27 protein-coding genes are annotated in these 24,780 nt (G+C 39.0%); 2 read left to right on the forward strand and 25 right to left on the reverse strand.

Going from position 1 to position 24,780, the window contains the following annotated elements; genetic code table 11:
* Positions 1 to 10: 10 nt before the first annotated feature.
* The 14 genes from flgM to fliW form a co-directional block, all read right to left on the reverse strand.
* Complete coding sequence (gene flgM, locus AC1DOS_RS00705) at positions 11 to 283, reverse strand: flagellar biosynthesis anti-sigma factor FlgM (protein WP_477536014.1); 273 nt, start codon at positions 281 to 283, stop codon at positions 11 to 13.
* Between the two features lie 58 nt (positions 284 to 341).
* Positions 342 to 725: a flagellar protein gene (locus tag AC1DOS_RS00710; RefSeq protein ID WP_477536015.1), complete on the reverse strand. Its 384-nt coding sequence runs from the start codon at positions 723 to 725 to the stop codon at positions 342 to 344.
* Positions 726 to 792: 67 nt separating this feature from the next.
* Complete coding sequence (locus tag AC1DOS_RS00715; RefSeq protein ID WP_477536016.1) at positions 793 to 1,218, reverse strand: flagellar basal body-associated FliL family protein; 426 nt, start codon at positions 1,216 to 1,218, stop codon at positions 793 to 795.
* A gap of 21 nt (positions 1,219 to 1,239) precedes the next feature.
* A complete protein-coding gene (gene motB, locus AC1DOS_RS00720; RefSeq protein WP_108585692.1) occupies positions 1,240 to 2,001 on the reverse strand; it encodes a flagellar motor protein MotB in 762 nt (253 codons plus the stop codon).
* On the reverse strand, positions 1,991 to 2,791 hold the full coding sequence (motA, locus tag AC1DOS_RS00725) for a flagellar motor stator protein MotA (protein ID WP_108585681.1): 801 nt from the start codon (positions 2,789 to 2,791) through the stop codon (positions 1,991 to 1,993). The genes motB and motA overlap by 11 nt, the downstream gene beginning before the upstream one ends.
* 53 nt (positions 2,792 to 2,844) lie before the next feature.
* On the reverse strand, positions 2,845 to 3,222 hold the full coding sequence (gene fliS, locus AC1DOS_RS00730) for a flagellar export chaperone FliS (protein ID WP_108585682.1): 378 nt from the start codon (positions 3,220 to 3,222) through the stop codon (positions 2,845 to 2,847).
* A gap of 18 nt (positions 3,223 to 3,240) precedes the next feature.
* Entirely contained in the window at positions 3,241 to 3,630 is a 390-nt protein-coding gene (gene fliT, locus AC1DOS_RS00735; protein WP_108585683.1) for a flagellar protein FliT, read from the reverse strand.
* Positions 3,630 to 5,129, reverse strand: coding sequence for a flagellar filament capping protein FliD (gene fliD, locus AC1DOS_RS00740; protein ID WP_477536017.1), 1,500 nt, complete (start codon positions 5,127 to 5,129; stop codon positions 3,630 to 3,632). The genes fliT and fliD overlap by 1 nt, the downstream gene beginning before the upstream one ends.
* Positions 5,130 to 5,165: 36 nt before the next feature.
* Complete coding sequence (flaG, locus tag AC1DOS_RS00745; protein ID WP_477536018.1) at positions 5,166 to 5,513, reverse strand: flagellar protein FlaG; 348 nt, start codon at positions 5,511 to 5,513, stop codon at positions 5,166 to 5,168.
* 198 nt (positions 5,514 to 5,711) lie between these two features.
* Positions 5,712 to 6,455 (reverse strand): glucosaminidase domain-containing protein, encoded by a 744-nt coding sequence (locus AC1DOS_RS00750; protein ID WP_477536019.1) that lies wholly within the window; start codon positions 6,453 to 6,455, stop codon positions 5,712 to 5,714.
* 154 nt (positions 6,456 to 6,609) lie between these two features.
* On the reverse strand, positions 6,610 to 6,810 hold the full coding sequence (locus AC1DOS_RS00755) for a YjfB family protein (RefSeq protein ID WP_108587851.1): 201 nt from the start codon (positions 6,808 to 6,810) through the stop codon (positions 6,610 to 6,612).
* Between the two features lie 72 nt (positions 6,811 to 6,882).
* Positions 6,883 to 7,710, reverse strand: coding sequence for a flagellin Hag (gene hag, locus AC1DOS_RS00760; protein ID WP_477536020.1), 828 nt, complete (start codon positions 7,708 to 7,710; stop codon positions 6,883 to 6,885).
* Between the two features lie 178 nt (positions 7,711 to 7,888).
* The gene (gene csrA, locus AC1DOS_RS00765) at positions 7,889 to 8,110 is read right to left on the reverse strand and encodes a carbon storage regulator CsrA (RefSeq protein WP_108587849.1); all 222 of its coding nucleotides are present in this window, start codon (positions 8,108 to 8,110) and stop codon (positions 7,889 to 7,891) included.
* 3 nt (positions 8,111 to 8,113) lie between these two features.
* Positions 8,114 to 8,572 (reverse strand): flagellar assembly protein FliW, encoded by a 459-nt coding sequence (gene fliW, locus AC1DOS_RS00770; RefSeq protein WP_108587848.1) that lies wholly within the window; start codon positions 8,570 to 8,572, stop codon positions 8,114 to 8,116.
* Positions 8,573 to 8,996: 424 nt separating this feature from the next.
* Here fliW and AC1DOS_RS00775 point away from each other — a divergent pair, with 424 nt between their 5' ends.
* Positions 8,997 to 9,893, forward strand: coding sequence for a PucR family transcriptional regulator (locus tag AC1DOS_RS00775; protein WP_477536021.1), 897 nt, complete (start codon positions 8,997 to 8,999; stop codon positions 9,891 to 9,893).
* A gap of 116 nt (positions 9,894 to 10,009) precedes the next feature.
* Positions 10,010 to 11,107 (forward strand): ABC transporter ATP-binding protein, encoded by a 1,098-nt coding sequence (locus AC1DOS_RS00780; RefSeq protein WP_477536022.1) that lies wholly within the window; start codon positions 10,010 to 10,012, stop codon positions 11,105 to 11,107.
* Between the two features lie 404 nt (positions 11,108 to 11,511).
* Here AC1DOS_RS00780 and glmS read toward each other — a convergent pair whose 3' ends face one another.
* From glmS to glmM, 11 genes are all read right to left on the reverse strand, one after another.
* A complete protein-coding gene (gene glmS, locus AC1DOS_RS00785; protein ID WP_477536023.1) occupies positions 11,512 to 13,314 on the reverse strand; it encodes a glutamine--fructose-6-phosphate transaminase (isomerizing) in 1,803 nt (600 codons plus the stop codon).
* A gap of 797 nt (positions 13,315 to 14,111) precedes the next feature.
* A complete protein-coding gene (locus tag AC1DOS_RS00790) occupies positions 14,112 to 14,642 on the reverse strand; it encodes a chromate transporter (RefSeq protein ID WP_477536024.1) in 531 nt (176 codons plus the stop codon).
* Positions 14,639 to 15,235, reverse strand: coding sequence for a chromate transporter (locus AC1DOS_RS00795; RefSeq protein WP_108587842.1), 597 nt, complete (start codon positions 15,233 to 15,235; stop codon positions 14,639 to 14,641). Before AC1DOS_RS00795 ends, AC1DOS_RS00790 begins: the two co-directional genes overlap by 4 nt.
* Positions 15,229 to 16,833: a gamma-glutamyltransferase family protein gene (locus tag AC1DOS_RS00800; RefSeq protein WP_108587841.1), complete on the reverse strand. Its 1,605-nt coding sequence runs from the start codon at positions 16,831 to 16,833 to the stop codon at positions 15,229 to 15,231. The genes AC1DOS_RS00795 and AC1DOS_RS00800 overlap by 7 nt, the downstream gene beginning before the upstream one ends.
* 39 nt (positions 16,834 to 16,872) lie before the next feature.
* Positions 16,873 to 17,874, reverse strand: coding sequence for an ABC transporter ATP-binding protein (locus AC1DOS_RS00805; RefSeq protein ID WP_477536025.1), 1,002 nt, complete (start codon positions 17,872 to 17,874; stop codon positions 16,873 to 16,875).
* The gene (locus tag AC1DOS_RS00810) at positions 17,849 to 18,856 is read right to left on the reverse strand and encodes an ABC transporter ATP-binding protein (RefSeq protein ID WP_477536026.1); all 1,008 of its coding nucleotides are present in this window, start codon (positions 18,854 to 18,856) and stop codon (positions 17,849 to 17,851) included. The genes AC1DOS_RS00805 and AC1DOS_RS00810 overlap by 26 nt, the downstream gene beginning before the upstream one ends.
* Before the next feature lie 8 nt (positions 18,857 to 18,864).
* On the reverse strand, positions 18,865 to 20,421 hold the full coding sequence (locus tag AC1DOS_RS00815; protein WP_477536027.1) for a glutathione ABC transporter substrate-binding protein: 1,557 nt from the start codon (positions 20,419 to 20,421) through the stop codon (positions 18,865 to 18,867).
* Between the two features lie 24 nt (positions 20,422 to 20,445).
* Positions 20,446 to 21,342, reverse strand: a complete 897-nt coding sequence (locus AC1DOS_RS00820; RefSeq protein ID WP_477536028.1) for an ABC transporter permease — start codon at positions 21,340 to 21,342, stop codon at positions 20,446 to 20,448.
* A gap of 15 nt (positions 21,343 to 21,357) precedes the next feature.
* Entirely contained in the window at positions 21,358 to 22,299 is a 942-nt protein-coding gene (gene nikB / locus AC1DOS_RS00825) for a nickel ABC transporter permease (protein WP_477536029.1), read from the reverse strand.
* A gap of 330 nt (positions 22,300 to 22,629) precedes the next feature.
* A complete protein-coding gene (locus AC1DOS_RS00830) occupies positions 22,630 to 23,079 on the reverse strand; it encodes an Lrp/AsnC family transcriptional regulator (RefSeq protein WP_108587836.1) in 450 nt (149 codons plus the stop codon).
* Between the two features lie 179 nt (positions 23,080 to 23,258).
* Complete coding sequence (gene glmM / locus AC1DOS_RS00835; protein WP_477536030.1) at positions 23,259 to 24,611, reverse strand: phosphoglucosamine mutase; 1,353 nt, start codon at positions 24,609 to 24,611, stop codon at positions 23,259 to 23,261.
* Positions 24,612 to 24,780 lie beyond the last annotated feature (169 nt).

Below are 24,780 nucleotides of genomic sequence, written 5' to 3' on the forward strand. Positions count from 1 at the left end.
CAGCACCAATCTACTTATCGAACCAAAATTGGTAGAATGAATCTGCCACTTTCTCACTGTTGACTTGGTATTCTCCAGATTGAACTTGGGCTTTTAAAGCGTTAATCTTTTCCTGTCTATCTACATCAATTTCTATATTTTTTTTAAACATCTCTTTTGCTTGTGGTGAAATTTGCAGTTGGTCTTCTTTTTGTATGGATCGTGTTTTTCCAGTTGGAGATACTTGCATTTGTTTTTGATAAGATTGAATAAAGGAAGAACCATTTGTTTTGTCGATATTCATTCCTTCACCGCCCTGTCGTTTATTTTTCTTTACCTGTCAACCTATAAAAATTTATATGTTACTTACTTTGAATTTCGTCTAACAGCTTTTCTCTATTTAATGTTCGATTAACATCTGTTGAAAATCGGTTGAAACACTCGTTACATAGCAACTGTCTTTTAATCAGTTTACCACAATGGGCACAGGGATAACCCAGGTTAGGATAGTCCTCAGAGAAGATAAGGCCTTCACGAAGGAACTCTGCAATTTGTCTTAGAGACACATTCGTAAAATCACTTACCTCTTCAATGGTCRCAAAACGGTTTTGATCACTTTCTAAAAAGTCAGCCACACGATTAAAATCATGCTCTTTTTCTAGATAACATTCTAAGCAAGAATCCGTATGATCTTTTAGAAATAGTCTTCCGCAAATTATACAGTTATCTAACTGGCCTGATTGCATGTGAATCACCTAATACTTTCTATTATTTATATCGGCATTTAAATTAAAATGTTTAGTAAAAGTTTTATTATTGTATTTTAAATTCTGTAACTAACACTCGTTCCACTTTCCCAGTTTCAACGATTTTGCCTAGCTTCGCCGAAAGTTCTTTTTCGAGTATGTTTATCCCATCCCCACCAATTAACTGATCTTTCGTCAGTCCAGCAATGGTGGAAATAATAGCTGCTCGCACTTCAGGTGTTCTCTTCTCTGTCTCTTCTTTTGCTTCTTCACTACTCAACAATATATTAAACTGCACAATCGCAAAATTACTTGCAGATGCTAAATTAGTTGTAATTACATCGGTATCAATGCTTAGTTCAGCTAATTCTTCTGCTGATATTGCCTTTTCAGTTTCAGGTTCAGCCTCAACTTTCTTCATGTAAAACATCGCGCTTGCACCAATAGCCGCTACAGCAAAAATAATTACGAGTAGAACTTTAATTTTCCCCATGATACACCTCTAAATAGTTAATTAATTTTCTTGCTTATACGGTGTGATTAATACTTCCACACGACGGTTTTCTGCTCTACCCGCTTCTGTGTCATTCGAAGTGATCGGTTGGAACTCGCCATATGCAGTTGCACTAAATTTATTTGAATCTAAATTCTTATTTTCAAGAAGTATTTTCATGAAATTTATGGCCCTAGCCGAACTTAATTCCCAGTTTGACGGGAATTCCTCTGAAACGGCTGGAATATTGTCCGTATGACCATCAATCAAAATATTTCTAGGCGGGTCTGTCACTAGTAAGTTAGAAATTTCAACCGCAATGACTTTTGATTCTTCATTAATATCAGCACTACCAGATTGATATAAAACACCTTCTTTTATTTTAAGGACCAATCCTTTAATCGTTAACTCCGTTTGTAGTCTAGGTGATAATCCTTTGTCAGTAATGTATTCATCGATTTTCCGTTGGAGTTCCTGGAGTTCTTTGTGATCTTGATAAGCTGACATTACTTCTTCACTCTCTTCGATAGGAATAGTCTCATCAAGCTTTGCGGTTTGTGAAGTATCTTCAGTAATTTCAATAGCAGCTTGCTGTTCCAGTACACCTGTCCCACCTTGTAACTCCGTATTAAAAGAATCAGAAATCGCTTTGAATTTTTTAGAGTCAACTTCACTGGCAGCAAACAAAACGATAAAAAGAGCAAGTAAAAGCGTCAAAATATCAGCATAAGGTATTAGCCATGATTCATCTACATGCTCTTCATGCTTTTTCTTACGCTTCAACACGAACACCTACTCTTTCTTCTGGTTCAACAAGAACTCGATCTTTTGCAGGTAAATACGTCAGCAGTTTTTCTTCTACTATACGTACGGGAAGACCTTCTTGAACGGCCAGTAATCCCTCTAACATAATATATTTCATCTTAGCTTCTTGTTCTGATTTACGTTTTAACTTATTTGCAAAGGGATGCCACAATACATACCCGGTAAATATACCGAACAACGTGGCAATAAATGCCGCTGAAATTGATTTTCCTAGTAAGGCAATATCGTCCAAGTGACCAAGTGCTGCTACTAAACCAATTACTGCACCAAGAACACCTAAGGTTGGCGCATATGTACCTGCTTGTGTGAAAATTTTCGCACCAAGCTCATGTCTTTCTTCCATTGCAGCAATTTCTTCTTCCATCAGTTCCCGAATATATTCCTGTGATTGTCCATCAACCACCATCTTTAAACCTCGCTGTAAAAACGGGTCTTCAACCTCTTCAGCTCGTTCTTCTAACGCAAGAAGTCCTTCTTTTCTCGCAAGCATTGCCCATTCTGTAAAAGTAGGAATTAACTGCTTTATCGGAACGATTTTTAAATCCGAAAAAATAACCTTAAATAAACTAGGTATTTTCTTCACTTCATTAAACGGAAACGCTATTAATATACATGCAACCGTTCCACCAAAAATAATCACCAGCGCTGCAGGATTATATAAAGCAATAGGATCAGAACCTTTTAAAATCAACCCACCGACTAATACAACAAAACCAAGTATTATGCCTAACCATGATGTCTTATCCACACCAGTACCCTCATTTCAGTTCAAAGTATTACATAACCCAACAAGCGGCTGAGTTATCTCTTATTCACAATCCCCATGACTTGTTTCCATGTGTCACGCAACTCTAATACAAAGTTTACCACTTCTTCCAAGGCTTCCACATCGTTTTTCATATTTGCTTCGACTAAGCGATTGTACAGATATTCATACATTTGTTCCAACCCTTGTGAAAGCTCGATATCCGGATCCAGTGTGATGCGAAGCTCCTGGATAATCATTTGAGCCTTGATGATATTGGTATTCTTTTCCTCAAAATTCTTTTCAATCATTGCTCGTTTAGCGAGTTTGATGAATTTCAAACAGCCGTTATACAGCATTAATGTCAGTTCCTGCGGCGAAGCGGTCAACACTGAATTTTGCTGATAAGTTTGATAAGGATTTCTAATTGACACGTATTTTCCTCCTTGGTTCTACTTCCGTTTATCTATAAATGACCCTTCGGTCGCCATGTTTTGATAGGCACCCATATATTTCGTAGAAACTTGCTTGGTCTGCGTAATACGGTTCATTTGGGACAGGAAGGATTTATGTAAATTATTCATTAAAGGCTGAAGAGATTGTTCGATTTCTTTCAGCTGTTCAATTACGAGCCTATCTTCACCCGTCCATCCGAAGTTGGCTTGCTGTAAAAAGCTTTCCATCTGCTCGATTATCTGTTGCCTTTTATCAAATAGCGATTGTATCGCTTCAAGTCGCTCGTTGTCATTGTCCTCCATTTTGGAGTGAACCGCTTTAGCTTGATGATGAATTTTTTCCGTCAGATGAAGAAATTCTGTTAAAGCATTATGTTTTTCATTCATTACATACCACCGAACATATTCTGCTGCATCCACGAGCTTTGTGAATTCATTTGGCTCAAGGCTTTTTCCATGGCGGTAAACTGACGCCAATAACGGTCTTCGACACCAACCAAACGCTCTTGCCATCGGCTGATCTCATCGTTCATCTGTTTAATTTTCTTGGAAAGCGTGCTATTGTCTACAGAATTTGAAGGGCTGCCTGCCTGCGTGCTGAGATTTTTCACAACCTCGTTTAGCTTCTGGTAAACTTTGTCGCCTATTCCAATACCGTTTCCAGCTGTGTCTTTATTGGTGAATAACTTCATCACTTCGTCTGGCTTGTTCGTAAAGGCTGCGTTTAATTTATCTTCATCAATGAAAAGCTTTCCGCCTTCCGTATATTTGCCTGTATTGATGCCAATCTGCGACAGCAGTTCGATGTTTCCAGTAGCGATGTCATTAACTGGATCCATAAATGCACGTCTTAACTCCTGTATCGCATTTTTTAAAGTAGGATCATTTCGTACCAATCCGCTTCTGGCTTTTTCTTCCCAAAGTTCAATTTCCTTCTCACTCATATCTTTCTTCTGTTCATCTGAAAGCGGTTGGAAATTCGGATAACGCTTTTCAACTAGCTGTTTCTCGATATTTGCAATCGTTTCATTGTATTTTCCAACAAACTCTTTAATCATTGCTAAAGGTTTTTCTGGATTAGATTGAACCGTAACGGTTGTTTCTGGGCCTTTCTGAACAAGATTCAGGGTTAACCCGTTTACGGTCGTTTTATTAGTAGTCAGTCCATCAATGACGATTCCGTCCAAACTCACCGAACCATTTTCTGCCCCTGCCGCTAGAGCAGTTGTACCTCCATTATTCACAACTTGATTAGCTAAAGCGGAATTAGGCGCTCCAGTCGTATCCGTAAATTCAAGTGAAAACGCCTGATTTGCTCCCATACCTTTAGTGGAAATGAAGAATCTTGAAGTGGTATTGTCAAAACTCACACGTAGCTCCGGCAGTTTTCCAGCTGTTGAATCTTGTAATTTTTTTGCCACGTCTGCATAGCTCATGTCTTCGGTAATCTCCACGGCAACTTCCGAACCGTCACTGCCTTTCACCTTTATGGTTCCAGCAGCTGCAGCACCGATTAGATCCGTCGACTTTGCCACAGTGCCGTCCGATTTTACTATCGCAGTCGCTGAATGCAGTTTTGCAGAACTGGCAACACTCAATACCTCAACCTTATATGTACCACTCACTGCGTTGGCAGTGGTTGTCACATTCACAGTGCTTGAATTCGATGTCGCACTATATGCATTAAAAGAAGATTGTAAGCGCAAATTGCTTGCACTGGTCCGCAAACTCGAAAGGGACAAGTTGAAATCCCGAAACGATTCCTGTTGCCATTCCGTCCAAACTTTTTTCTGCATCAATTTATCCAAAGGCATTTTTTGTGCCTGCATCAATTGTTTGACCAATGCATCTGTATCCATTCCTGAAGCTAAACCGCCTACTCGCATCTATCCCCACTCCAATCTAATTTCTATTTAAGCTATTTATAATTTCTCGTCCACAATCAATCCCGCCAATTCAGCCATCGAAGCATACATATCAAGAAACTTCTTGTTTGGGATTTCTCTCAAGACTTCATCTGTTTTCGAATCGATTACTTGCACATAATAGATATCCAGCTTTTCATGGAGCTGGAACTTCACATTGGTAGAAGTCGGCTGTAAAAATTCATTCATGCCTTCTACTTTATTGACAATCATTTCTTTAGTTATAATTTTTTCTTCGATATCATCCGTTTTTTTCTCTAAAGAAGAGGGAGTTACTATCGGTTTCACTAAACCCGGTTCAACAGTTTTTGAAAAATGATTAGCAGTTGAATTTTTAACTTCCATGAAAGGCACTCCCTTTATCTATCAATATTACTATTGGTTGATTCAAACAAAAATTTGCATACTATTAGACTTCTATATATTAGTTATCGGCAGAAATAGTGAATTTTTTAGTGTTATTTAAATATTAACTAGAAATATTTAATAACTTCCCGCTTGAAGCAAATAAAAAAGACAGGTTCTTGGAGAACCAGTCTTTTCTTAAGTGAGGCTATTATAATAACGGTTAACACCTTGAGTCCAGTGGTTGTTCAAGCCTGTCGGATCATTGGCTGCCCCAACAGGTGCATATTTTGCTCCAATTTTGACAATCGTATCTTTCCCTTGATTTAAATAATTCTGACGTAAATTACGAGCCATATCGAAAATACTGTCTTCAACAGAGGCATAACTTCTCAGACCGTTCTTGCCCATCATGCCCGCAACATTATTTTTTTCATTGACTGCCTTTGAAGATCCATTTCCAGTTTCATGAATAGCAATTGCCGAAAGTAAACCTGGATGTATATCGTATTTCTTCCCAGCATCAATAAAATGGGAAGCCATCCCGCTCAATTTACCTTCTAAACTATTGTCCAATTTGAGAAACTGCATAGGCTTGAACTTAAAATCACTCGTATCCCCTGCAGTTGTGGAAACATCTATTTTACTGATATGTTGTATCGTTATAGGATTATATGAATTCGTCATTGGTGTAGAAAGTGACGGCGTGGTCAACTGAGTGGTTTGCGAGAAAGGTAGTGTCTCTCCCATTTGTGTACCAACTGTATCCGTATCTTCAAGATTCTCCATCATGGCAGTCATCAACATCATAAAAAAAGAGGTCGGGTTTGCTGCACCACTTATCGAATTAGCATTTCCGGTTTGGTTTAAAGCCGGCATTACCTTAGCCATTGAAGACATCGCCGTATAATAAAACCAATTGGAAGAAATAGGACTAGTCAAAAGTTCTCACACCCTTTGTTTAAATGCTTGTATGTCTATATTACAAGATAATATTGGAAAAAAGAATAGGAGAATTGTGGCAAGGGGAGATGAAAATCTTCAAACACAAATAGGGAAGACCATGACCTTTGACAGGTATGAACTTCCTTGAATTTCATCCTCTTATATCTAACTGGCTTCCAATATGAGGTCGGACAGACATTTCCATAACTTTAATACTTGAATCTTGCAGCATTTTGACCACACTTTGCCCATTCGATTCAGCTTGATTCATCGTTTTTTTCAAAATAGAAATACTTGCTTCTTGTCGGACATTCATTTGACTTAACGCCATTGATAAAGCGGCAATATCCATGGAATCCACCCCTTAATTTTCATACCTTATGAAAAAAAGAGCCTAAAAACAGGCTCCTTTTTAGTCTTATGATTAACGTAGTAATTGAAGAACAGCTTGTGGCTGTTGGTTTGCTTGCGCTAACATTGCTTGTGYTGCTTGAGAAAGAATAGAGTTCTTAGTTTGTTCCATCATTTCTTTCGCCATGTCAACGTCACGGATACGAGATTCCGCAGCTGTCAGGTTTTCAGAAGAGTTATTCAAGTTATTAATAGTATGTTCTAAGCGATTTTGGTTTGCACCAAGTCCAGAGCGAGCAACAGAAACTTTAGCTATTGCTGCATCTACCAATGCTACATCAGCGTCAAAAGTTGATCCATCTGCCGTAATACCACTTACTGTTAAGTTTGCTGAACTAAATCCTTCAGTAGCTGTTCCAGAGTCAATTGTTATTGTGTGCTGTTGACCAATATTCGCTCCAACTTGTAAATCACTAGAAAAACTTCCGTCTAGTAATTTTTTTCCGTTAAACTCAGTGCGTGATGCAATATTATCTAACTCCGTATTCAATTCTCCAATTTCCTTTTGAATAGCAGTAAGATCATCTTGTTCAAGAGTTCCTGCATTCCCAGCTTGGACTACAAGTTCACGTTGACGTTGTAAAATAGAATGAGTTTCGTTCAATGCACCTTCAGCCGTTTGAATTACAGAAATACCATCTTGTGCATTTCGACCAGCTTGTTCTAGTCCACGAATTTGCCCACGCATTTTCTCTGAAATTGACAAACCTGCCGCGTCATCACTTGCATGGTTAATACGTAACCCTGAAGACAATTTCTCCATGCTGTTCATTTGTGCGTTGTTTGCACTGCCTAGTTGGCGGTGTGTGTTAAGTGCTGCGATGTTGTGATTGATAATCATTTTGTATTACCTCCGTGTAATGTTTTTTGTTTTTTGCAAGAGTTCAAATCCGTTTGAACTTCCTTACACTATGTTTATCGGAGGCTGCTGAAAAATGTTTAGCGTTTCTTGAAAATATTTCTATAATTTTTTTAAAAAAATAAAAGCCCACAATATTTCTGCAGGCTTTACCAGTAAATTACTTTTTCATATTCAAGAAATCGCTCAAGTTGATGACATTTGAAGTTGCTAGTCGATTCTCTTCCTGAATCTCTAGATAGACTTCCTTCCTGTGGATGGTAATATGCTTTGGTGCTTTAAAACCGAGTTTTATTGTATCTCCTTCAATAGCAGTAACGATAATTTCAATGTCGTTATCGATTATGATGGATTCACCTTTTTTTCTTCCAAGCACTAACATATGCTACACCTGCCTTGCTACAGCTTTTTCACTGTATTGGAATAATGGCTGTTTGATTAGATAGTCTCTATTATCCAATACAACCTGCATTCCTAGTTGCTTGGTATTATTGATGATTAGAGGAGCTTTTAAGTTAGTGGTTGCGTCCTTAATCTCACCTTTAGCTGTAACCGTTGTTAATACGATTGCATCAGTTGGACTCTCTAATTCAAGTCTTTCCACCATTTGCTCTTCAAGTTTAATATCATATTCCTTAAAAAAAGAGAAGGGATCGACTAAAAAAAAGTTCACTTCTTCTTTATCTATCGATTGCAAGAAGAAGAACGGTGTATCATCTTTATCATCCGCAGGGATTAATACATATTTCTTAGACTCTTCAAATCCTGGAATACCTTTATTAAAAGTGATAACACTACTATCTGCTATTTCTAGTTCACCAAAACGGGTAGTTTGAATCTTCATAAACGTCTCCCTTCATCTTGTAAAGTTTTTCTATTTCATTCTAGTACCTATTTTTACATACATTTGTTTTAGTAGACAGTAAAACTATTTTATGAAGGCTTTCTTCAGGAGGTCATATGAGAATTGAAGGGATTCTTTCCCTCAAAAAAACCATCTTCACAAATGAAGATGGTTGGAAGTACTATTGAGTATCATCAGAAACTTGCAAGAGAACCTTTTTGGATTTCCTTAAAAGCTCGATTTTATATGGATTCCCTTGTATCATATCCTGAGTTTCTTTTGACGTCATAAAAGTTCACTCATAGCATGATAATCTTCTAGTACGATAATATTCATAGTATTCCCTTCTTTCGATAGGCATTAGCCTTCCGTATATGGTTAAATGAAAATGTATTTAGTTTGATCAAAAAGGAGAATTCATGACGTGACTAATAACTTGATGACATTCTTTCCATCTCTCCAAGTTCTTTCCGAATATCCTACTGAATTAAATGAAGATGATTATACATTCCACAATCCACAGTCCAACACTTGGATCAGTATTCGAAAAACTGAAGTTACCAACCGAGAGTATGGTCTTCTCTCATCCATCTATACCGAAATTAAATCCCGTACAGCATTGAATGATTTGACTTCAACAAAATGGCTCAACTTTCTTGAATCTGCTGGTCCTTCTCCATTAAATGAAGCAGAGTCTGTTCGGATAATTCAACTATATTTTAAAGAAAACAATATAAACGAAGCAGATATAACTGAAGCTTGCCGAGCTTTTTTTGGAGACTCGATGCAACTTCTATTTATCTCTTCTCAAAGTGCCTATTTGATTGAAAAACAAACAACTTATTTATGCACCGTTGAAGATTTTTCTTCATTTATTGCTGCACTTGAAAGTGATTTTTATAGTAAAGCTAGACTGTATATCGGAAAATTTCAGCCTGTCAATTCTCATTTCCCTCAACATTTTTCAACAGAGAAAGATTGGTTCCTAAATAGTATAGAGAGACATCGAGCTGAGCGAATTTATACTATGGAAAATTCTTTTCCCTTTCATCTCATTCAGGAAATGTCTGAAGACATGAAACATGTCCTAGTCAAAGAAATCTTAATCCCCATTGATTATGATTTGGAACTTCTTCAGACGGTTCAGCTTTTTTTCGAGAATGGGTTCAATGCATCTATTACAGCAAAGAAGCTCCATATTCACAGAAATACCCTTCAGTACCGTCTAGCAAAATTTCACAACATTACAGGCATTCCGGTGCGTCAATTTGATGGGGCACTGGTTGCTTATTGCGCTAGCTTAATTGCAGAAAAGCATTAAATTAAACATTAATCCAATTTGCACTATACAGGATGTAAATTATTGTGCACATCGCCCATATCACGCGTCCACTCCTATTGTTAAGATACAAGTAATCATTTCGAAGGGGTGTTTGTATGAGTAAATTTGTACTAGAAAACATTAACAAGGTGTATGACGGTAAGTACACTGCAGTCTCCGATTTCAACTTACATATAGAAGATCAAGAATTCATTGTTTTAGTTGGCCCATCAGGTTGTGGAAAATCAACGACTCTTCGGATGATTGCTGGACTTGAAGAAATAACATCTGGCGAATTCCGTATTGAAGGAAAAGTAGTCAATGACGTGGCTTCTAAAGATCGTGATATCGCCATGGTTTTCCAAAACTATGCTCTTTATCCTCATATGTCTGTGTACGAGAATATGGCCTTCGGATTAAAACTGCGAAAATTCCCTAAAAAAGAAATTGATGACCGTGTTCAAAATGCTGCTGAGATTCTAGGTTTACAAAATTATTTAGAGAAGAAACCCAAAGCATTATCTGGTGGACAACGTCAACGTGTAGCGCTTGGCCGTGCAATTGTACGTGATGCTAAACTCTTTTTAATGGATGAACCTTTATCAAACTTAGATGCAAAATTACGAGTTCAAATGCGTGCTGAAATTGCTAAATTACATCAAAGACTAAAAACAACCACAGTGTATGTGACACACGATCAAACGGAAGCTATGACAATGGCCACTCGTCTTGTCGTAATGAAAGATGGTTTCATCCAACAAATAGGATCCCCTAAAGAGGTTTATGGATATCCCGATAATGTTTTTGTTGGGGGGTTCATTGGTTCACCGGCAATGAATTTCTTTGAAGGGAAACTAGTAGAAGGTTACTTTAATATTGGCCAAGTTTCTATCAAGGTTCCCCAAGACAAACTTACGCTATTAGGGGCTCAAGGATACAATGGGAAAGACCTTATTCTCGGTTTGAGACCTGAACATATATATGGTGATGTGGATACTCTTGCTCATTTCCCTGATACAACAATAGAAGTGAAAGTAGAAGTGTCTGAGCTAACCGGCGCTGAGCTCATGTTGTATTCGTCACTTGAAGGACAACCATTTGTAGCCCGTATTCATGCAGATGCTACAGCTGAACCTGGGAAAGTAATGCCTCTTTCGTTTGATCTTACAAAAGCACATTTCTTCGATAAAGAAACAGAAAATCGCATTCGATAAATAGAAGCCCACGATATTGGTGGGCTTTTTTCAATGTCATTATTCTCTCCGATTTAACCGCCGAATGTCTCTGGAGCAATCGAAAGAGCACAAAAAATCAGAAGGTAGGAATTAATCCTGCATCGGGCTTATCTTTTTTCCCTGTTGTTAACTAAGCCAATTACGGTTACGTAGTTTATTCTACCTGTTGCAGACTGGTCCGCTGCTCTGCAGGAAGTTTATTCCCTTTCATTTTGATTTATTGCTTTTCGAGAGTTGTTTGTTCCTGTTCGCGAACGATTTCTTCCCATTCACAACCCATTTATTCCTGTTCGACAGAGCTTTATTCCCTTTCACCCAGTTTATCCCATAAAAAAACCGATACAGGGTTCATCACCTGTATCGGTTTTTTATACATATTTTATTTATTCAACTGTTACTGACTTCGCTAAGTTACGTGGTTTATCCACGTCACAGTCACGGTGAAGTGCAGCGTAGTAGCTGATTAATTGTAATGGTATAACCGAAACAAGTGGTGTTAGTAATGGATGCACTTTTGGTAAAACAAGTGTATCGCCTTCTTCTTCCATGCCTTCCATTGCAATAATACATGGGTTTGCTCCACGAGCTACGACTTCTTTAACGTTTCCACGGATATTTAAGCTTACTGCTTTTTGTGTCGCTAATGCGAAGATTGGCGTGCCATCTTCAATTAAAGCGATCGTTCCGTGTTTCAATTCACCACCTGCAAAACCTTCTGCTTGGATGTACGAAATTTCTTTTAGTTTTAGTGCGCCTTCCATGCTGACACAGAAATCTAAGTTACGGCCAATGAAGAATGCATTGCGTGTTGTTGAAAGGAAGTCACGAGCGATTTGCTCCATTTCTTCTTTTGAATCAACCATCGCTTGAACAGCATTCGCTACGATACCAAGTTCTTTTACGATATCGAAATCTAATTGGCGTCCCACTTTTTCAGCAGCAACTGCAGCTGTAAGTGCAAGAACAGCAATTTGGGCTGTATATGCTTTTGTAGAAGCTACCGCAATTTCAGGTCCTGCATGTAGTAACAATGTATAATCCGCTTCACGAGAAAGCGTAGAACCTTTTACATTGGTTACAGTCAACGTAGGATGACCTAATTCTTTAATTTTCACTAATACTTGACGGCTATCTGCTGTTTCCCCAGATTGAGTGATAAACATGAATAATGGTTTTTCTGAAAGTAGTGGCATGTTGTAGCCAAATTCACTTGAAATGTGAACTTCTACTGGAATTCCCACGATTTTCTCGAAGTATTCTTTACCAACTAATCCTGCGTGGTAACTCGTACCTGCTGCAATAATATAAAGGCGATCTGCATTATTCAATGCTGTTAAAATGCCTTCTTCAATTTCAAGCTTCCCTTGTTCATTCTGATATGCTTGGATAATTTTACGCATAACAGCCGGTTGCTCATCAATTTCTTTTAACATGTAATGTGGATACATGCCTTTTTCAATATCGCTCATATCAAGTTCTGCCGTATATGAATCACGTTTTACAACAGAGCCATCTAATTTTTGAATTTCAACAGACTCTTTTTTCACAATCACCATTTCTTGATCGTGAAGTTCTACGTATTGGTCTGTAACTTGTAACATTGCCATCGCGTCAGATGCCACTACGTTAAAGTCGTCTCCAAGACCTACTAATAACGGGCTTTTGTTTTTAGCCACATAGATAGTTTGTGCTTCTTCTGAATCTAGTAACGCGATTGCATATGAACCGTGTAACAAAGACAAAGTGTGACGGAAAGCTTCACCAGTTGTCACGCCTTCGTTTGAGAATTTCTCAATCAATTGCACAATAACTTCTGTGTCCGTATCAGATTTCATTTTAACGCCTGGTAAATATTCTTTTTGAAGCAAATGATAGTTTTCGATAACCCCGTTATGAACAAGTGTATAACGACCTGATTCACTTTGATGTGGATGCGCATTTAATTGGTTTGGCACTCCGTGTGTTGCCCAGCGAGTATGGCCAATCCCTGTTTTTGCATGCACATCATCTTCTACTGCTTTACGTAAGTCTGCAATACGACCTTTTTCTTTGAAAATAGTTACACCAGCTTCATTACGTACAGCAATACCTGCTGAATCGTAACCGCGGTATTCTAATTTCTCTAACCCTTTTAATAAAATCTCTTTTGAATCTAACTCTCCGATGTATCCTACAATTCCGCACATAATTTAAATCCTCCATTTAATAAAATCAAAATAAGCGTTCTGCAAAACGTACAGACGCTGTCGTGTGCCCTCTTCTTCCTTTAATCGCAAAATCACTTTCACGGGTTAAGAATCAGAATTACGACCGGGCATCGCGGCCGGGAGGTATCCGCCGAATCTTCGATACTCCTCCTCCTCGTCTGCTGAAGATCCGTTTCGTCCAATTTCTTCAGCTCAGGCGCTATCATTGTTTTCCTATTTTTTTGCGTGCAATCATTCGCTCCTTTAGCACGGTGACGTAGTCAGTTGTCAATGACTTACAGTTTACGCCAACATTCCTATCATACTGAATTCACGTACAAACGTCAATAAAGTACTTTACCCCATTGTATTCATAAATAACCTAGTAGTTTAGGAAATTCAGGCATCAATTCTTTAGTAGGATAAGGAGTCGATCCATTTCACCTATGGAAATGAATTTAATCGGATTTGTCATAGGTTTTATCGGCTACATGCAGCTTTTTATCGGCACGCTAAAGGTTTATTCGTCTTCACCATATAAGGATTCGATTAGAGGAACTAGTGTTTTTCTCCAGAGGAATGGTGTCCTTTTCCAAGCGAATGGTCGGAAACGTCACGCGAGTGGATGAAAACCCAAGTTGAATGGTCGAAAACCTAAAGTGAATGGATGAAAATCTAAGTTGAACGGATGAAAACCCACATTGAGTGGACACAAAGCAATCTCAGAATTCGAAGGTGTAGTTCGAAAAAACTTATACTTTCTTACATAACAAAAAGAGCCGCATCACTGCGACTCTTCACAAACCTGTAATAGCTCCAAAGACTAATGCCAAGGCAATGATAAATGCTGGATGTAATTTCACTTTTTCCAATAACACAAAACTCACTACCATTACTATTAATGTATAGCCAATACCTATGCCTTCAACTGATTCTTGTGCAAATTGAATCGTCATAAAGGCGAGTAAAATCGCAATAACCGGTCTAATGACTTTCGTTAAGTTTTTCACTTCAGGCTCATCTTTGTATTTCATCAAAATTGCCATCATGAAGACCATTAGGATTAAAGAAGGAGCAACCGTCGCAATCATTGCGACAATGGATCCCAGTATACCCGCTTCAGTGTACCCAATATAACCTGCCATCTTCGTAGCTATTGGACCAGGTAATGAATTGCCAATCGCGACTACTTCACTAAATTCTTGCGTAGACATCCATTCATAATTCCCTACCACTTCATGTTCAACTAGTGGAATGGAAGCTGGTCCTCCACCATAACCCAATATGCCTGGGATAAAGAAAGCTAAAAACAGATGCCAATAAATCATGCTTTTTTCCTCCTTTTTAATAGAGGGGAAAAGACTGCTAAGATACAACCCAAAATAACAATGGCCGGATGGATATGCAAAGCTTCTATCAGAATAGCTGACAGAGCCAAAAGCATAATAGCACGCATCCAACCGAGCGTTTCACCAGATTTTTTAATAAAGTCCCATGTTAAAACAGCAAGCATTACTGCAACAACTGGCACTACAGTCGCGGACATATGTTGTACCCACGGAATGTCTTTATACGTTTGAAGCAATCCCAGAAAGACAATCATTAGCACAACTGTCGGGATAGCGGATGCCAGAAGAGCATTAAGTAAACCCCATATCCCCGCTACTCGATAGCCTATATATCCTGCCATTTTAGTCGCGATCGGACCTGGTAATGTATTTGCTAGAGCAAGGGTGTCCCCGAATTCATCATCTGTCATCCATCCATATTTTTTTACTACTTCTTGATGAACCAACGGAATTGAGGAAGGTCCTCCGCCAAATCCAAGCATACCAATTCGAAAAAAAGCCAAGCAGATATTACGGTGAAGAACACGTCCTGGACGTGCGGAGCTGTTCTTCGGTATCGTACGTACTACCAAGCAGCTATGGTTCCGTCAGTTCGGGATTCTGTACCGCCTTGCAGCACGCCCGTTTCGGGATTCCGCCAAATGATTTGTCCACGTCCAAAGCTACCACCGTCCGATGTAACTTGTATGTCATGTCCTTTTCTAACCAAGTTCTGCACCAAATAATTCGGAAACTCCGGTTCGACGTGGACCGTCTTCCCCTTCATCCACTGCCATCGAGGCATATCCAATGTCGCTTGCGGATTTAATAAGAAATCCACTGTATTGGTTACTACTTGGAAGTGGCCCTGGGGTTGCATATATCCTCCCATAACACCAAACGGCCCAACTGCTTGACCATCCTTCGTAAGAAAACCTGGAATGATGGTATGATACGTTCTCTTTCCTGGTTTCAAGACATTCGGGTGTGTTTCGTCAAGTGAAAAATCATGTCCACGGTTTTGTAAACCAATGCCAGTGCCTGGCACTACGATACCTGAACCAAAGCCCATATAATTACTTTGGATATAAGAAACCATATTTCCTTCATCATCAGCTACCGCTAAATATACCGTGCCACCCTTTGGCAGTTCATAAGGTTGTGGGTTACTTGCGGTATCTTCGATGACACCCGCACGGTTTTCTGCGTATTCTTCAGATAGTAAATGTTCAACGCTTACTGGCATTGCTTCAGGTTCCGTAATAAACGCTTGGCCGTCTGTGAAAGCCAATTTCATTGCTTCAATCTGTTGATGGAATGTGTCTGCATCTTGCCAAGCTGGTTTGTCTAATTGTTTAAAAACATTTAACGCCATAAGCGCGACCATGCCTTGTCCATTTGGTGGAATTTCCCACACATCATATCCACGATAATTCGCAGAAACTGGTTTAACCCATTGTGGTTTGTATGTAGCTAAATCTTCTTTTGTTAAGTACCCGTCATGTTTTTTAAAATACGCATCTATTTTATCTGCAATTTCGCCTTCATAGAAATCGCGTGCGTTTGTTTCTCCGATTGCGCGTAGCGTTTTTGCATGACCTGGAGAAGACCATACTTCTCCTACTTCAGGCGCTCGACCGTTTGGTGCAAATGTTTCAAACCATGATGCGAATTCTTCTGTCGTAAAGGTTTCTTTGAATTTTTTATATGCTGCTTTCCAGTACTTACCGAGAATTGGTGTTAATGGGTAGCCTTCTTCGGCGTAACGAATTGCTGGAACAAGTACTTCTTTTAACGGTAACTTTCCGAATTTCTGTGAAAGCTCTGCCCAAGCAGACGGTACACCAGGAACCGTGACAGGAATCACACCAAATACAGGCATTTTTTCATGTCCTTTTTGACGGATGGCTTCAGCAGAAATCGATTGTGGCGCAGGACCAGAGGCATTGAGACCATGTAGCTTATCCTTTGTCCATACAAGTGCGAATGCATCGCCGCCAATTCCGTTAGAAGTTGGTTCAACTACTGTCAATGCTGCAGCTGTCGCAATCGCTGCGTCAATTGCATTGCCACCTTTCTGCAAAATTTCAAGACCTGCTTGTGCTGCTAGTGGCTGCGATGTTGCGACCATGCCTTTCTTCGCGAATACGGTGTGACGTTTCCCTGCAAATGGGTGGTGTAAGTAATCCATGATGATCCCCCTCAATTTCGATTGGTACATTGTATATGATTAAATTTTGGTACCTGCAAAATGACAAGCCGCAAAGTGCGCCGGTTCAATTTCTTGCCAAGCTGGTTTGTCTACCATACACACTTCTTGTGCAATGGGACAACGCGTGTGAAACGGACAGCCGGTTGGCGGGTTTGCCGGGTTTGGCAAATCACCTTCCAAGCGAATGCGTTTTTTATTGGTGTGAACAGATGGTCTTGGAATTGCCGATAAAAGGGCTTGCGTGTATGGATGTAATGGGTTCGCAAATAATTCTTTTACAGTTCCCAATTCCACAGTGTTACCCAGGTACATAACTAAAACACGATCACAAAAATAACGAACAACTCCTAAATCATGTGAAATAAACAAATAGGATAGTTGGTATTTTTCTTGTAATGTCTTCAATAATTTTAACACTTGTGCTTGTACAGAAACATCCAGCGCAGATACTGCTTCATCACATATGACAAACGAAGGATTTAAGGCAATCGCACGGGCAATTCCAATACGTTGTCTTTGGCCTCCACTAAATTCATGAGGATATCTGTCAAAGTGCTCTTCTTGTAATCCTACTTCATGAAGCAGATCCAACACACTTGCACGTTTTTCTTTTGCAGACATGTTTGTATGCATTGTAAATACTTCTTCTAGTGCATGCCCAATACGTTGACGTGGATTTAGTGAAGCATATGGATCTTGGAAGATCATCTGCATTTCTTTGACGAATTTCAATTTTTCTTTGCGTTTTAAATCTTGAATTTCTTCATTCCTAAAGTGGATTTTCCCTTCAGTCAACTCTTCAAGCCCTAGGATGGCACGACCAAGTGTCGATTTCCCACAGCCAGATTCTCCAACTACACCTAAACTTTCACCTTCATATAATTGAAGTGACACATCTTCGACGGCTTTTACGTGTCCTTGAACACGTTTTAAAATGCCACCTTTAATAGGAAAGTACTTTTTAACACCTTTTAACTCGAGGAGTATTTTTTGATCAGATTTGGGCGACAAGGTGACCATGTTTTACCTCCTCCACTTCTTCATGTAACCAACAACTCACAACATGCCCTTCTTCTGTTGAGAATTCAGGCGGCGCGATTTCACGACATTTATCGGTCGCAAATTTACAACGTGGATGGAAACGACATCCTTGAATTTGTTCGGCCAAACTAGGTAGAGATCCTGGTATTGGCTCTAATTCAAAATCCGGGTCATCGATATTTGGTACTGAATTTAGCAGTCCAATTGTATAAGGGTGTTTGGGATTATCAAATATTTCAGTTACAGTGCCTTCTTCAACTTTTTTCCCGGCATACATAACCATCACTCGATCAGCTACTTCAGCYACAACCCCCATGTCATGCGTAACCATCATGACACCCATGTTTAGTTTCTCTTTTAACTCATTAATTAAATCCAAAATCTGAGCTTGAATGGTTACATCCAAAGCGGTTGTTGGTTCGTCTGCTATTAATAATCCTGGATGACAAGCAAGAGCCATGGCAATCATGACACGCTGGCGCATCCCTCCACTCAGCTCATGGGGATATTGWTTCATTCTTTTTTCAGGATACGGAATTCCGACTTGTTTTAACAACTCAATCCCTTGTTTGGTTGCGGCACTTTTACTAACTTTATAATGAAGAATTAATGGTTCGCGTAATTGATACCCAACAGTTAATACTGGGTTTAATGCCGTCATTGGCTCTTGGAATATCATGGATATTTTCGTTCCACGCATTTTCCTTAATTCTTCATATGGCAAATTATGAATTGGCTTTCCTTCATATTTCACTTCTCCGCTTGCAATCTTTCCATTACTCGGGAGCAATCCAATTACGGAAAGTGAAGTAATACTCTTCCCACAACCCGATTCACCAACTATACATAATGTCTCACCTTTCGCAATGGAAAAGGAGACATCCCGTACAGCTTGAACGTTGCCGTCAGCTGTACGGAATTCAGTTACTAAATTGTTCACTTCTAATAATGTCTCCTGCATGGTTCACCCTACTTCCCAGTAACGTTTGTCAAACTCCATTTACCGTTTGGATCTAATTCAAGTCCTGTATATGCTTTATCCATTGCGGCTGTTACAATCCCGTGATACATAACAACTGCAGCATTGTCCTCAAGCATTAATTTATTTGCTTTGTCCAAAATCACTTCACGCTCTTCTTGATCAATAGTGGTACGAGATTCAACAACTAATTTGTCAAACTCAGGATTTTTGTATTGAGCACGGTTTGATGTCCCCGCATTGTCGCTGTGGAAGTTCGGATAAAACATTTCTGATCCGTCACCCGTCACATTTGACCAGCTTAAGAACGTAATATCGTATTGCCCACTTCTTGCAGTGTCAAGGAAGGTTGCCCATTCCAATGACTCAATTTCAACTTTAAACCCAGCTTCCGTTAATTGTGCTTGCACGATTTCTGCCATTAATGTGAAGGTACCACGATTCGCCGTTAACAACTTAATTGGTTTATCACCATAGCCATTCTTCTCAACCAATGCTTTCGCTGCTTCTAAATCATAAGCAGATCCAGCGTTGTCGGCCGATTCATCATAGCCAAACACTTGCGGTCCTAAGATACTATCACTACGAACGCCTAATCCATTCAATTTTGAAATGAATGCGTCTCGGTCAATTGCGGCTGCAACTGCTTTACGGAACTCAGGATCTTGGTTCATTTCTTTTGAATGATTAAAAGTTAAATAGTATACAGGTGTGCCATCTGTTTTTTCAACATTAACGTTTTTCATAGACTCTAAGCGTTTCATTTGTTCTGGTGGTAAGTTATCAATAAATTGAACTTCTCCTGCTTCCAGCATGGAGATGGCAGTAGAAACTTCGGGTACCACTTTAAACACGACATGCTTAAGTGCAGGTGCACCATTCCAGTACTCTTCATTTGCTTCTAATTCAACTTGATCTCCAGGTGTCCAGCTTACGAATTTAAATGGACCAGTTCCAACTGGATCTTTCATTAAATCTTGTGCTTGGTCAGCTGTTGGACTGATTATTGCTGCATTTGAATGTGAAAGWGCCGCTAAAAATACTCCGTACGGATATTTTGTTTTAATTTCTAAAGTGTTCTCGTCTATTACCGTAATTGTATCGACTGGCTCAAGTAGTGATGCACGAGGTGCTGCTGTAGCCGGGTCGCGTAATTTATCAAACGTGTATTTTACTGCTTCTGCATTAAAAGGTGTTCCATCATGGAACTTGATCCCTTCTTTTAATTTAAATACCCATGTTAAATCATCTTTGATTTCATATGACTCTGCTAATTTTGGTTCGATTTCCTTTGTTTCCGGGTTACGCGTAAACAGTGTATCGTATACATGTTCGATTACGTTAGCTGACATCGAATCGTTCGTTAATGTTGGCGATAAACCAACAGCATCTGAAGTTGTTGCAAACGTAAATGTTTCACTGCTTGCAGCAGAACCTTCATCTTTAGAACCGTCTGAATTTTTAGGAGCCGATGCCGATTCCCCTGAACACGCCGCTAATACAAGCATTGCGATTAACATGATTGAGTACCATACTGTTTTCTTCACTATTCTTCCCCCTGGTCATTTAGTTTAATTAATATCCATATTTGGATCTAGTGCATCTCTTAATCCATCCCCCACTACATTAAAAGCAAAAACCGTTAACATGATGGCGATACCTGGAATGATAGTTAAGTGTGGTGATGTCCACATATAGTTTTGTCCTACTGCAATCATAGCTCCCCACTCTGGAGTTGGTGGTTGCGCACCTAAGCCAAGATAACTTAGTGAGGCTGTTGATAATATGGCTGTTGCCATACGCATTGTAGCAAACACGATGATTGGCGCCATTGCATTGGGTAAAATGTGACGAATCATAATGCGGAAATCTGATGCTCCCAAGGATTTCATAGCCATGATATACTCTTTTTGCTTAATGGAAAGAACAGAACCTCTGACAATCCGAGCACATGTAGGAATAGACCAAATACTGATAGCGATTGCAACGTTCACTAAATTTGTTCCTAGAATAGCAATTATTAACATGGCTAACAAAATTCCTGGAAACGAAAACAGTAAATCGACGATTCTCATGATGATGCCATCAAGTTTTTTATAATAACCACCTAGTAGACCAAGAGTTACGCCCCCAAGTAATCCTAAAGACACGGCCGTGATTCCCACTAATAAGGAAATTCGTGCTCCGTAGACAATTCGGGACCAGACGTCTCGCCCATAATTATCAGTTCCTAACCAATGATTTTCTGAGAACATCGGCAACTCGCTTTTTACTAAGTTTTGGTGTATCGGATCATGAGTAGAGATAACGGGTGCAAAAATGGCCATTCCAATTTGTAGAATAATGATAACCATTCCAGCCACTGCTAATTTATTCTTCAACAATCTCTTTAAAGTGGTTACATAAACTTTTTCTTTCTTCTTAACTACTGATGTTTTTAAATCGGTTGTTAATACAACGTTCGTCATGTGGGCCTCCTTTCATCAGTCGTAACTGATACGTGGATCGATAAATGTATATACAATATCTACAATCAAATTCACAACTACAAATAATGTAGCTACCAATAATACTGACCCTTGAACCATCGGGAAGTCTCTCATTGCGATTGAATCAATCATTAACCTGCCAACTCCATTTATCGCGAATACTTTTTCAGTGATAATCGTTCCACCTAGTAAGAATCCAAAGTTTAAACCGATAACTGTAATGACTGGTATCATTGCATTTTTCAAGGTGTGAATCCAAATAACATTGCGTTCCTTCACACCTTTCGCTCGCGCCGTCCTTACGTAATCTGCCTTTATTACTTCTAGCATTGAGGACCTCGCCATGCGGGCAATCATTGCCGCTGAACCAGTACCGAGTGTGATGGCTGGAAGAACTAGTTGTTTAAGTCCTTCAACAGTATAGAAAGGATCCGACAATCCACCGACCGGAAGCCACTGCAGATTCACTGCAAACACGAGAATTAATAGTGCCCCAAGCCAAAAGTTAGGAATTGAGATTCCTGCAAGTGCAAACGTGGTGGATGTTACATCAAGCCAGGAATTATGTTTTAGTGCTGATATTAAACCAGCGAAGATTCCTATTATGACTGCGACAATCATACTTGCAATTGCTAGTTTTAAGGTATTTGGGAAACGAACAGCAATTGCTTCAGAAACAGCTTGTTTCGTTTGATATGAATACCCAAAATCTCCTTGTGCAGCATTTTTCAAATACTTTCCATATTGAACTAAGAATGGATCATTTAAACCAAGATTATCCCGAATGGCTTCTAGATCTGATTCCGTTGCAGTGGGTCCACCTACCATCGTTGCTGGATCTCCAGGAGCTATATACATGGATGAAAATACAAGAAATGAAATACCCAGTAATAAAAATACAAGTTGTATGCCCCTTCGGACAATCAAAGCTATCATTTACTCCCCTACCTTCTTACATTTGTTAATCTATTTTCTTGATTTGATTAACAAATGTTTTGTTATTTATTAATTGTGATTATAGAGCATAGATATATATAAATCTATAGGAATATTCAAATAAATTAAATTTTATTGATTTTTTAATTCTTTTCGCTTTTATTTCATGTCTTTTTACTTACATATCGTAATGTTATTATGAAAAAAATCAACAAAATGGTATGAATTGTACACTTCGTTTCCGGAAGCATTTTCAATCATTTCGTAGATAGAAATTTCTACACAAAGAGACCCTTACATTCCTTTAGAAATGTAAGGGTCTCTTTGTAATTATAATTTCAAGCCACTTCTACTCTTAAATCGCCTTAGTAATATATGACTCTCAACACGCGTAATTCCACCTAAAGCATACAATTCTTCGTTAATAAATTTCTCTAAATTGGAGAAGTCATCGACCAGTACATGCATATGTAAAGTAGATGGACCCGTCATTTGATAACAACTCGCAACACTCGGATTATCAGCAAGTTTTTCAGCAACCTCCACTAATGAAGAAGGTTCACAGTCTACTTCAAAAAATCCTGAAACACTTTTCCCAACTTTTTCAGAATTGATGACCACCGTAAAACGCTCGATTACACCCGTTTCTTGCAATTGATGCACGCGTTCTCGAACAGCTACTCTTGATAAGTTAAGTTCTTTACCTATATCGACATACGATAAGCGTCCATTTGCAGTTAATAACTCTAAAATACGTTTATCTGTATCATCTAAACGCATATGACACCCACTTTCTACCATTATATAGGTATTATACGAAAAAATTTTACAAATAGAAAGTAAAATAATAAATAATCTTACAACTTGTTTTTATTTTTCCAGATATTCAAACAAAAAGACATATCTTATCGTAAGAAAGAAAAAAGAACCAGCTTCTAATGAAGCTGGTTCCATAAAAATTATTCAGCTAATCCCATTTCACTACGCACAACTTCAGCGATGCGCTCTACATAACGTTCGCAATCTTCTTTTGTTGATGCTTCAACCATTACACGTACTAATGGTTCTGTACCTGATGGTCGTACAAGAATACGGCCATTTCCAGCCATTTCTTTTTCTACTTCATCAATGACTGTTGCTACATGAGCATTGTCCGTCACACCATGTTTGTCCGTCACACGAACATTTACAAGTTTCTGTGGGAATATCGTCATTTCAGCAGCAAGCTCAGATAACTTTTTGCCTGTAATTTTCATAATGTTAACGAGTTGGAGACCTGATAATAAGCCATCACCAGTTGTATTGTAATCTAAGAACACGATGTGTCCAGATTGTTCTCCACCTAAGTTGTAGCCATTCTTTTTCATTTCTTCGACCACATATCGATCACCAACGGCTGTTTTCACGCTTGTCAAACCTTGTGAATCAAGCGCTTTATAGAAGCCCATATTACTCATTACTGTTGATACAACAGTGTCTTTATTCAAGCGACCTTCTTTGTGCAAGTGTTTTGCACAAATATACATAATCTGATCGCCATCAACTATCTGACCTTTTTCATCTACCGCAATCAAGCGATCTCCATCACCATCAAAAGCAAGTCCAACATGAGCTCCTTTATCAACTACAAATTTAGCTAATACTTCAGGATGAGTGGAGCCTACACCTTCATTTATATTCAAACCGTTTGGTGACGCACCCATTGTGGAAAGGTCCGCATCCAAATCAGCAAATACGTGTGTTGCTAATGATGACGTTGCCCCGTGTGCACAGTCTAATGCAACATGAATACCAACGAAATCTTCATCTAGAGTTTGTTTTAAGTAACTAATATATTTTTGTCCACCTTCAAAATAATCAGTTACAGAGCCTAAATTGCTTCCAACCGGTCTTGGCAGTTCATCAGTTTCCGCATCAATAAATGCTTCTATCTCAGCTTCTTGTTCATCTGAAAGTTTGAAACCATCTGAACCAAAGAATTTAATCCCGTTATCAGCAACTGGATTGTGAGAAGCAGAAATCATAACGCCCGCTTCTGCGCTCATCACACGTGTTAAGTAAGACACACCAGGTGTACTAATTACACCTAAACGCATGACTTCTGCACCGACAGATAATAGACCTGCTACAAGTGCACCTTCTAGCATATGTCCAGAAATTCGTGTGTCCCGACCGATTAACACTTTCGGACGATTCGTTGCACCTTTTGTTAATACATACCCACCGATACGACCTAATTTAAATGCTAGTTCTGGTGTTAGTTCACTATTAGCTACGCCTCTTACTCCGTCAGTTCCAAAATATTTACCCATATATATACTCTCTCCTTCAAATCCAAACTTAAGTTCTTACACTATCAACAGTGACGGAAGGTATTCCTACCGTCCATGTCACCATTTCAGGACTTTATACATGATATCAAACACATTTCTCACCGTTCTGGCTTCGTTTGTATCTACATAATTTTAAAAACTCTTTACA

The sequence above is a fragment of the Paenisporosarcina sp. P5_A11 genome (genome assembly GCF_056400705.1).

Coding starts and splice junctions, on each gene's coding strand:
- fliD (WP_477536017.1), bottom strand. CDS start 5,129: ATGCGAGTAGGCGGTTTAGCTTCAGGAATGGATACAGATGCATTGGTC.
- glmM (WP_477536030.1), bottom strand. CDS start 24,611: ATGGGTAAATATTTTGGAACTGACGGAGTAAGAGGCGTAGCTAATAGT.
- nikB (WP_477536029.1), bottom strand. CDS start 22,299: ATGATAGCTTTGATTGTCCGAAGGGGCATACAACTTGTATTTTTATTA.
- flgM (WP_477536014.1), bottom strand. CDS start 283: ATGAATATCGACAAAACAAATGGTTCTTCCTTTATTCAATCTTATCAA.
- csrA (WP_108587849.1), bottom strand. CDS start 8,110: ATGTTAGTGCTTGGAAGAAAAAAAGGTGAATCCATCATAATCGATAAC.
- AC1DOS_RS00780 (WP_477536022.1), top strand. CDS start 10,010: ATGAGTAAATTTGTACTAGAAAACATTAACAAGGTGTATGACGGTAAG.
- AC1DOS_RS00715 (WP_477536016.1), bottom strand. CDS start 1,218: ATGGGGAAAATTAAAGTTCTACTCGTAATTATTTTTGCTGTAGCGGCT.
- glmS (WP_477536023.1), bottom strand. CDS start 13,314: ATGTGCGGAATTGTAGGATACATCGGAGAGTTAGATTCAAAAGAGATT.
- fliW (WP_108587848.1), bottom strand. CDS start 8,572: ATGAAGATTCAAACTACCCGTTTTGGTGAACTAGAAATAGCAGATAGT.
- AC1DOS_RS00800 (WP_108587841.1), bottom strand. CDS start 16,833: ATGGATTACTTACACCACCCATTTGCAGGGAAACGTCACACCGTATTC.
- AC1DOS_RS00805 (WP_477536025.1), bottom strand. CDS start 17,874: ATGGTCACCTTGTCGCCCAAATCTGATCAAAAAATACTCCTCGAGTTA.
- AC1DOS_RS00820 (WP_477536028.1), bottom strand. CDS start 21,342: ATGACGAACGTTGTATTAACAACCGATTTAAAAACATCAGTAGTTAAG.
- AC1DOS_RS00790 (WP_477536024.1), bottom strand. CDS start 14,642: ATGATTTATTGGCATCTGTTTTTAGCTTTCTTTATCCCAGGCATATTG.
- AC1DOS_RS00830 (WP_108587836.1), bottom strand. CDS start 23,079: ATGCGTTTAGATGATACAGATAAACGTATTTTAGAGTTATTAACTGCA.
- fliT (WP_108585683.1), bottom strand. CDS start 3,630: ATGAATGAAAAACATAATGCTTTAACAGAATTTCTTCATCTGACGGAA.
- AC1DOS_RS00755 (WP_108587851.1), bottom strand. CDS start 6,810: ATGGATATTGCCGCTTTATCAATGGCGTTAAGTCAAATGAATGTCCGA.
- flaG (WP_477536018.1), bottom strand. CDS start 5,513: ATGGAAGTTAAAAATTCAACTGCTAATCATTTTTCAAAAACTGTTGAA.